Here is a 7,578-nt window from a genome sequence, read left to right as displayed (position 1 = left end):
CCGGGGGCCGCGGAATCCGGTAATCTGACGATAAGACAATGGGTGGAGGCGATCCTGTGGCCGGTTCGCACGTGCGCCCCGCGCGTCCGCGCGATCCCGACGATCCGTTCGACTTCACCGTGACGGAGCTGCGTGCCGCCTACCTGGCCGGCCGGTTGACGCCCACAGCGTATGTGGAATCGCTCCTGGACCGGATCGATGCCTTCGAACCCGAGTTGAACGCCTTCATCACGGTCACGGCCGACCTCGCCCTGGAGCAGGCGCGCGAAGCCGAGCGGCGCCTGGCCGAAGGCGGCGAGGAGGCGTACCGGGATGCGCCGCTGCTCGGCGTGCCCGTGACGATCAAGGACAACTTCGACGTGGCGGGCGTCCGCACGACGGCCGGCTCGCCGCTGCGCCGGGGCCATCGGGCCGCGGCAGACGCGGAGGCCGTGGCGCGCTGGCGCCGCGCGGGCGCGATCTTCCTCGGCAAGACGAACCTGCACGAGTTCGCCTGGGGCGCCACCACGGAAAACCCGCACTTCGGACCGGCTCGCAACCCCTGGGACCCGCGGCGGTCGCCCGGCGGCTCCAGCGGCGGCGCGGCCGCGGCGCTGGCGGCGGGCATCGGCATCCTGGCTCTGGGCAGCGACACCGGCGGATCCGTCCGCATCCCGGCTGCGCTGTGCGGGCTCGTCGGCATCAAGCCCACCAACGGCGCCATCCCGGCCGGCGGGCTCGTGCCGCTCGCCGCGTCGCTCGACTGTCCGGGCGTGCTGGCCCGCACGACGGCGGACGCGGCCTGGGGGCTGGCGGCGCTCGCGGCGGACGACGGCCGCCGCACCGGCGCGGGTGCAGGCGACGCCGCCGCCAGCGGGGGAGAGGACAGCGCCGCGCCGCCCGCCCCGCCGGGTGGTTGGGCGGCCTCGATCCTCGCCGCGGCCGAGTCGCCGGCCGGTTCCCTGGCCGGCCTGCGCGTCGGCGTGCCCCGGGAGCCCTTCTGGAACGACCTCAACGACGACCTCGCCGACCGGATCGAAGAAGCGATCGCCTGGTTCCGCGACCAGGGCGCGGTGGTGGAGGACATGCGGGCGCCCTTCCTCGCCGACGCCATGGTGCATCAGGGCGTCATCGCCCGGTACGAAGCGTTCGCGCACCTCCGCCACGATTGGCGCCGCCGCCCGGAGGGCTTCGGCCCGGACGTCGCGGCGCGCTTGCGCGCCGGCGAGGCCACATCGCTCAGGGATTTCGAGCTCGCCCGGCAGGGGCGCGCCCGCCTGATCGAGGAGGCGCGCGCGGCCTTCGGACGGTACCATCTGTTGGCGTTGCCGGCGACGCGCACCACGGCGCCGAGGATCGGGTCGTACCTGAAGGAGGACGGCTACGACGAGGCGCGCGACAACGAGCTGCGCCGCCTGCTGCTCAGCAACACCGGGCCGTTCAACCTCGTCGGCACCCCCGCGCTCACGGTCTGCGCCGGCCTGGGCGCGGCCGGCCTGCCCGTCGGGTTGCAGCTCGTCGCGCCGTGGTGGGAGGAGGCGCGTCTCCTGAGCGCCGCGGCCGCCTGGGAGCGCGACCACCCGGTCCGACTTCCACGAATCGAGGGCTAGCGTTGGACGAAGAAGCGTCGTCGCACGGGAGCGTCCGGGAATTGCCCGCCCGGTTGCGGGCGCCCGGGCTCGCCCCCTGGCAGCAGAACCTCTACGTGCTCTGGTTCGGATCGCTGATCGTTTCAGCCAGCTTTTCGCTGGTCATGCCCTTTCTGCCGCTGTATCTCGTGCAGCTGGGCCTGCGCGGGGACCCGAGCCTCTGGAGCGGGGTCGTGCTGGCGGGCGCGTTCCTCGGCACGGCCGTCATGTCGCCGGTCTGGGGCTCCCTCGCGGACCGCTTCGGCCAGCGGGCCATGCTCCTGCGGTCCGGATTCAGCCTGGCCGTCATCTACTTTCTGATGGGGTACGCCCAGTCGCCCCTGCAGCTGGCCGTCCTGCGCGTGCTCTTCGGCATGATGTCGGGCTTCATCCCGGCGTCGACGGCGCTCGTCGCGAGCAACACCCCCACCCCGGAACTCGGTCGCGCGCTGGGCGCGCTGCAGACCGGCGGCGCCGTCGGCGGCGTGCTCGGGCCGCTCTTCGGGGGCGTCATCGCGCACCTCGTGGGGTTTCGCGGCGCGTTCAAGCTTTCGGCCGCCGGGCTACTCCTCGGCGCCACGCTCGCGTTCCTGTTCGTCGGCGAGCGCGTTCAGGTCGTACCCTCCCGCGGTGTCCGGGCGCTCGTGACCGACCTCCGCGCGCTGCTCCAGGGCGGCTCGCTGCGGGCCGCGTACAGCATCCTCTTTCTCATGCAGCTCGGCGTGATGATGGCGGCGCCTGTGCTGCCGCTCCTCATCGCCAGCCGGGCGGGCCGCGCGTCGGTGGTGGCGGTCGGCGTGCTGTTCTCCCTGGCGGGGGTTGCACAGGTGTTCGGCTCGCCGTTCACCGCCCGCCTCGCGCGACGCTGGTCGTACCCCGCCGTGCTCGCGGCGTCGCTCGCGGCGGCCGGCGTCCTGATGCTCCCGCAGGCGTTCGCGCCCATCGCCGGCCTCGCCGCGGCGCGGCTCGCGTTCGGCGTGGCGCTGGCCTGGGCGACGGTCTCCGTGAACCTGCTCGTCGCCCGCGCGGCGCCGGAAGGCCATCGCGGACAAGCCTTCGGGCTCCTGAACACGGTGACGTCGCTCGGCAGCATGGTGGCCACGTTCGCGGGCGGGTTCGCCGGCGACCTCCTCGGCTGGTCGTGGGCGATCGTACTGAGCGGCGGCTTCTTCCTGGTCGCTGCGGCGCTGGCGCTCTGGGCGACGCGGACGGGACGGCTGCCGCGGGTAGGGGAGGCGTAGGGGGATCCGTCGCCACGTGGACTCCCCCAAGGCTTGACGGCCGGGTTCAGGTGGTAAACCATTAGCCTTGAAGTGTCCTCTTTCTCACAACGGTCTCGTATTCTGCCTTCAAGTCTTCTTCGAATCTCCTCCGCATATGAAGAACACGGTGCCCTGTGGTTCAGCTGGTCCGATGAACCCATGTCTGATGCGGATGAAATGGAGGGCAGCGTGATCCCGTGGAACCCGCCCACTCGATGGCGACAGCCCGAATCGCGCCCACGTATGTGAACCTGCTCCGGAATCGCAACTTCCGGTTGCTCACAGCAGCCTTTGGCGTGTCGACACTCGGGGATGCCTTTTTTGAATTGGCGCTCATTTGGATCATCTACTCCAATACCGGATCCACATTGCAGGCATCCGGCGTCGTCGTGACGGAGAGAATCGCCAGCGTTGCAGTGAGCCTCGTCGCGGGCACTCTGGTCGACCGCTGGAACCGGCGCCGGACGATGATCGCGGCAGATGTCGCGCGTTTTTTCGTCGTCAGCGCAATCGCGTTTCTTGCATGGCAGTCGAGTTTGACGCCCATGCTCGCATTTTTGTGTGTGTTCCTGCGGCAAGCTGCAAGCGTGTTTTTCAATCATGCCAGCAGCGCGATGATGCCTGCCGTCGTGTTGAAGGACGAACTTGTGACGGCGAGCGGGATCGCGCAAACGACCTACCAGGGCGTGTATCTCCTGGGCAAGGCGGTTGGCGGCTTCGCGGTCGCCGCGCTCGGCGTGGTCTTCGCGTTCCTCGCCGATGCCGTTTCCTTTCTGGTCTCGGCGGGGGCTCTGTCGCTGATGAAAGTGAGCCTGCCGAGAGCTGAACGACGGGATGAACCCCGAACGAATCCGTGGCTCCGGTTCTACCGAGATCTCTTTGGCGGCTGGTCCGTGATCACCCAGCAGAAAACGGTCTTGTGGCTGATGATCATCGTTCTATTGATCAACGCCGTCGCCATCGGTGCCTTGTTTCCGTCTCTGGTCACAAAGCAGTTGCACCGTGACGCCCGTGTCTTCGGCTTCCTTGAAGCGGCGTTCGTCATCGGCTCCATGGCGGGAGCGGCGGTTTCAGGGTGGATCAACAGGCGGATTGGGACAGGGCGCCTGTTCGCCAGCAGTCTGACCGTGGTCAGTCTCGCCACGGTCGGCATCGGTTTGTCGACCTGGGTACCGCTGACCATCGTCCTGGCGCTGTTGATGACGTTGTCCACGAGTGTGGCGAGCATCCCGGTTGGCGCGCTCATCCAAACCCTGATCCCGAGCGAGTACCTCGGTCGAGCCTTCGGATTCCTTGGCGCGGCTGCCTCCATCATGGGTCCGCTCGGCGCGCTGGCCAGCGGTTGGCTTGGCGACGCCGTGGGCCCGGGCGCCGCGGTCGTGATCGCAGGCGTTTGGGGGTTGATCCCCGCCGCCATGGCGTGGCTCAATCCCCATATCCGGGTCGCAAGGGCCGGAGGACGGGAAGTGTGACGAAGTCATGAAGTCGATGGCCATGGTTGTTATGGTTCTAGCGTTTGCCCTTTTCATGTCGAGTTGCGGCTCGGTGCCGCCGAAAGTCGTTGGCTCGAATCATGCCTCATCGGAGCAGACGAGCGACTTGGGATCTCCGGAAAGCCCCAAGCTTCAAAAGCCAAGCTGTGCAGGGTTGGTTGTTCCAGTCAACGGTGCGGGTCATGGCGCCGACATTGGTGCAGAGCCGGGAGCGGATGGGCGGTATTTCGACATGGCATTAGGATGGCGTGGCACAATTCATTACTTCGCTGATACGGAATCGGGCAGTGTACGAATGGACATTCCTCTCGATACTGATGTATCGACTTGCACCGACGATCGGGTGAAGAATCTGATTATCTCCATGAGACGGGACATCGCGCGCAACGTATCCCCGCAGATCTGTCGGGAAGTGAAAGACAATCTGGATGCGGGCCATTGGCTGAGCAGCGAGGCAAATTTGCCGCGCTACGATAGGGACGCTTTGCTGGCCTTTTACAAAACCTACTGCTCAGATTAAGGGCGTTTGACGGAAGCACGACGGGGGCAGGTGCCGGCTGCGCCGGCCGCGAAATCGCAGAACCATGACCTTCCGCTTCCTTCACCTGGCTGATGTCCACCTCGACGCGCCCTTCGCCGCACGCGCGCCGGAGCTTCGGCGGGAGTTGCGCGCGGCCGGGCGCGAAGCCATCACGCGCGCCGTGGACTTGGCGCTGGCGGAGCGCGTTCACGCCGTCCTCATCGCCGGGGACCTGTTCGACGGCGACAACCTCTCCCTGGACACGGAGCGCTTCCTGGGTGAGGAACTCGCGCGCCTGTCCGAGGCGCGCATGGCCGTGATCCACGTCACGGGCAACCACGATCCCGGCGGCCCCGGCTCCCGGGTGCGGCGCGTGCCGTGGCCGCGCGGCTTCCACCTCATCGCGGGGCGGCGCCCCGTCACCGTCGACGTCGCGGACGCCGAAGGGCGGCTGATCGGACGCGTGACCGGCATCGGCCACGAGACGGCACGAGAGGCGACGAACCTCGTCGCGGCGCTGCCGCATGTCGCCGGGGACGATGCGTCCGTCCCGCACGTGGCGCTGGTCCACGCCTGGGTTCAGGCCGCCGAGGCCGCGGACCACGACCGCTATGCGCCCTGCGCCGTCGCGGACTTCGCCGGCAAGGGGTACGCGTACTGGGCGCTCGGCCACATCCACAAGCGGCAGCAGGTCGCCGCGCGGCCGGCCGTGTGGTACCCCGGCAACCCGCAGGGGCGCAACCCGAAGGAGACGGGCGAGAAGGGCGCGCTGCTCGTCGAGATCGACGGGGAAGGCGAAGCGGCCGCGGCGCGGGTCCGCTTCGTCCGGCTCGGGCCGCTGCGCTGGGAGACATGGCGCGTCGACGGCCTCGAGGCGGTCGACCACCTTGAGGCGTTCAAGGCCGAGCTGGTCCGGCGCCTCCACACGCCGGACGCGGACGCGGGTGCCCTCGGGCCCGACTGCATCGTGCGCGTGGTGCCGGCGGGGCCGTGCCCGCTGGCGCCCGACTTGGCGCGCGACCTCGCCGATCCCGACAGCGCCGCCCGCCTGGAGGACGACCTCGCCCGCGCGCTCGGCGTGCGCGCCGTCGAACTGCGTCCGGAGGGCCTCGTGCGGCCGGTCGACGTCGAGGCGTTGGAGCGGCGCGGCCCGAGCCCGCTCGCAGAGGCCCTCGCGCTGTGGCGGGCGGCTGCGGCGGATGACGAGATCCTCGACCAGCTGGCGCCTGCGCAGCTGGCGGGCCTGCCGGCCGAGGTGCTCGCCGCCCTGCCGCCGCAGGAGGCGCTGGAGCGTCGCCGCGCGTACCTTCGAGAGCTTTTGCAGGGATTGGACCAGGAGATGGCCGCGCGCTTCGCGGCCGGGAACGGATGAGCCCCGCATGAGGATCGAACGCCTGCGCGTCGGCGCGTACGGTGGTCTCGCGGACTGGGAAGCGGAGCTCGGGGACGTGACCGTCGTCCTCGGCCCCAACGAGGCCGGCAAGAGCACGCTGCGGGACATCGTCACGACGCTGCTCTTCGGCTTCCAGCCGGCCAGCCGGGAGCGCCACCCGTACCTCCCGTGGGACCGGGACCGCTTGGAGCTGCAGGCCGAGCTGCGCTTGGACGGCGGGCCGCGGGCGGTCGTGGCGCGGCGGATGATGTCGACGATCCGCGGCACGCTGGCCGAGGACGCCGGGCCGGAGCAGAACCTCGCGAACCGGCCGCTGCCGTGGGTTGGCGCGCTGCGGCGCGAGGTGTACCAGAGCGTCTTCACGCTCGGCGTGGCGGACCTCCGCATGTTCGAGGAGAACGTTTGGCAGGCGCTGGAGGATCTGCTGCTGGGTGGCGGCGACGCGACGGGACTGCGGAGGCCCAGCGCGGTGTCGAGGGAACTGGAGGACGAGGCGGCGTCCCTGTGGCGCCCCGACCGGCGCGGGAAGCCGCGGGCGGCCGAGCTCGCCGAGGAAATCCGCCACCTTGAGGACCGGCTGGCCGCGGCGCGCCGCGCGGACGACCGCCGTCACGAGGCCGAGGCGGAGCTCGCGCGGCTCGCGTCCGCGCGCGCCGAGCTGGAGCGGCGCCTGCGGGAGACGTCCGCCCGGCGGGAACGCCTGCAACGCCTGCAGGAGGCGGCGGAGCAGCTCGACGAGCTCGACCGGCGACGCGCCCGCGCCGGCGATCCCGCCCGGCTCGAGGGGTTGCCCGCGGAGCCGGCGGAACGGCTGCGCGACCTCGACGCAGCGCTGCGGGCCCTGGACGCGCGCATCGCCGCGATCCGGGAGCGCGAGCAGGCAGCCGCCGCGCGCGAACGGCTTTCCGAGGCGGACGCCGCCGTGCTTCAGCACGAGGCGGAACTGCGCGCCGTCCTGCAGCGCGCGCAGTCCATCGCGTCCGACCGCGAACGGTTGTCGGAGCTGGAGGCGCGCGAGCGCGCGGAGGACGCGCGGCTGCGGCACGCGGCGGCCGAGGTGCTGGCCGGGCCGTGGACGGACGAGGCGGCAGAAGCTCTGGAGCGGCTGTCGCTGGCGGAGCTGGCGGAGCGCGTTCGGCGCGCGGAGCGGGCGGCGGAGGAGCGGCGCGCGCGGGAGCAGGAGGTGCGGGCGCTCCAGCTGCGGCTGGAGGCGATGGAGGCGGCGGCGACGGCGGGCGGAGCGGCGGAGGCCGCCCCCGCCCCCGGCGCGGCGGGCCGGGAGTTAAAAACAAAAACGCCCCCC

At 70.7% G+C, this 7,578-nt stretch carries 6 protein-coding genes; all 6 read left to right on the top strand.

The window, feature by feature from the left end; translation table 11 throughout:
• The first annotated feature begins 56 nt into the window (after positions 1-56).
• Entirely contained in the window at positions 57-1,589 is a 1,533-nt protein-coding gene (locus IRZ18_07280; GenBank protein MBX5476903.1) for an amidase, read from the top strand.
• A 2-nt stretch (positions 1,590-1,591) separates the two neighbouring features.
• Positions 1,592-2,848 (top strand): MFS transporter, encoded by a 1,257-nt coding sequence (locus tag IRZ18_07275; GenBank protein MBX5476902.1) that lies wholly within the window; start codon positions 1,592-1,594, stop codon positions 2,846-2,848.
• Between the two features lie 218 nt (positions 2,849-3,066).
• On the top strand, positions 3,067-4,341 hold the full coding sequence (locus IRZ18_07270; GenBank protein MBX5476901.1) for an MFS transporter: 1,275 nt from the start codon (positions 3,067-3,069) through the stop codon (positions 4,339-4,341).
• A 7-nt stretch (positions 4,342-4,348) separates the two neighbouring features.
• A complete protein-coding gene (locus IRZ18_07265; protein MBX5476900.1) occupies positions 4,349-4,882 on the top strand; it encodes a hypothetical protein in 534 nt (177 codons plus the stop codon).
• Positions 4,883-4,946: 64 nt separating this feature from the next.
• Positions 4,947-6,254: a DNA repair exonuclease gene (locus IRZ18_07260; protein ID MBX5476899.1), complete on the top strand. Its 1,308-nt coding sequence runs from the start codon at positions 4,947-4,949 to the stop codon at positions 6,252-6,254.
• 7 nt (positions 6,255-6,261) lie between these two features.
• Positions 6,262-7,578: AAA family ATPase (locus IRZ18_07255; protein MBX5476898.1), on the top strand; the 1,317-nt coding region annotated here is incomplete at its 3' end.

It is taken from the genome of Clostridia bacterium (genome assembly GCA_019683875.1).
GTDB lineage: Bacteria > Bacillota > Sulfobacillia > RBS10-35 > Bu92 > Bu92.
Note: the sequence above shows the minus strand (reverse complement) of the source record. Positions and strands in the feature narration are given on the sequence as shown.

What these genes read in the sequence shown, in the direction of transcription:
- IRZ18_07265 (MBX5476900.1), top strand. Translation starts at nt 4,349, where the DNA reads ATGAAGTCGATGGCCATGGTTGTTATGGTTCTAGCGTTTGCCCTTTTC.
- IRZ18_07260 (MBX5476899.1), top strand. Translation starts at nt 4,947, where the DNA reads ATGACCTTCCGCTTCCTTCACCTGGCTGATGTCCACCTCGACGCGCCC.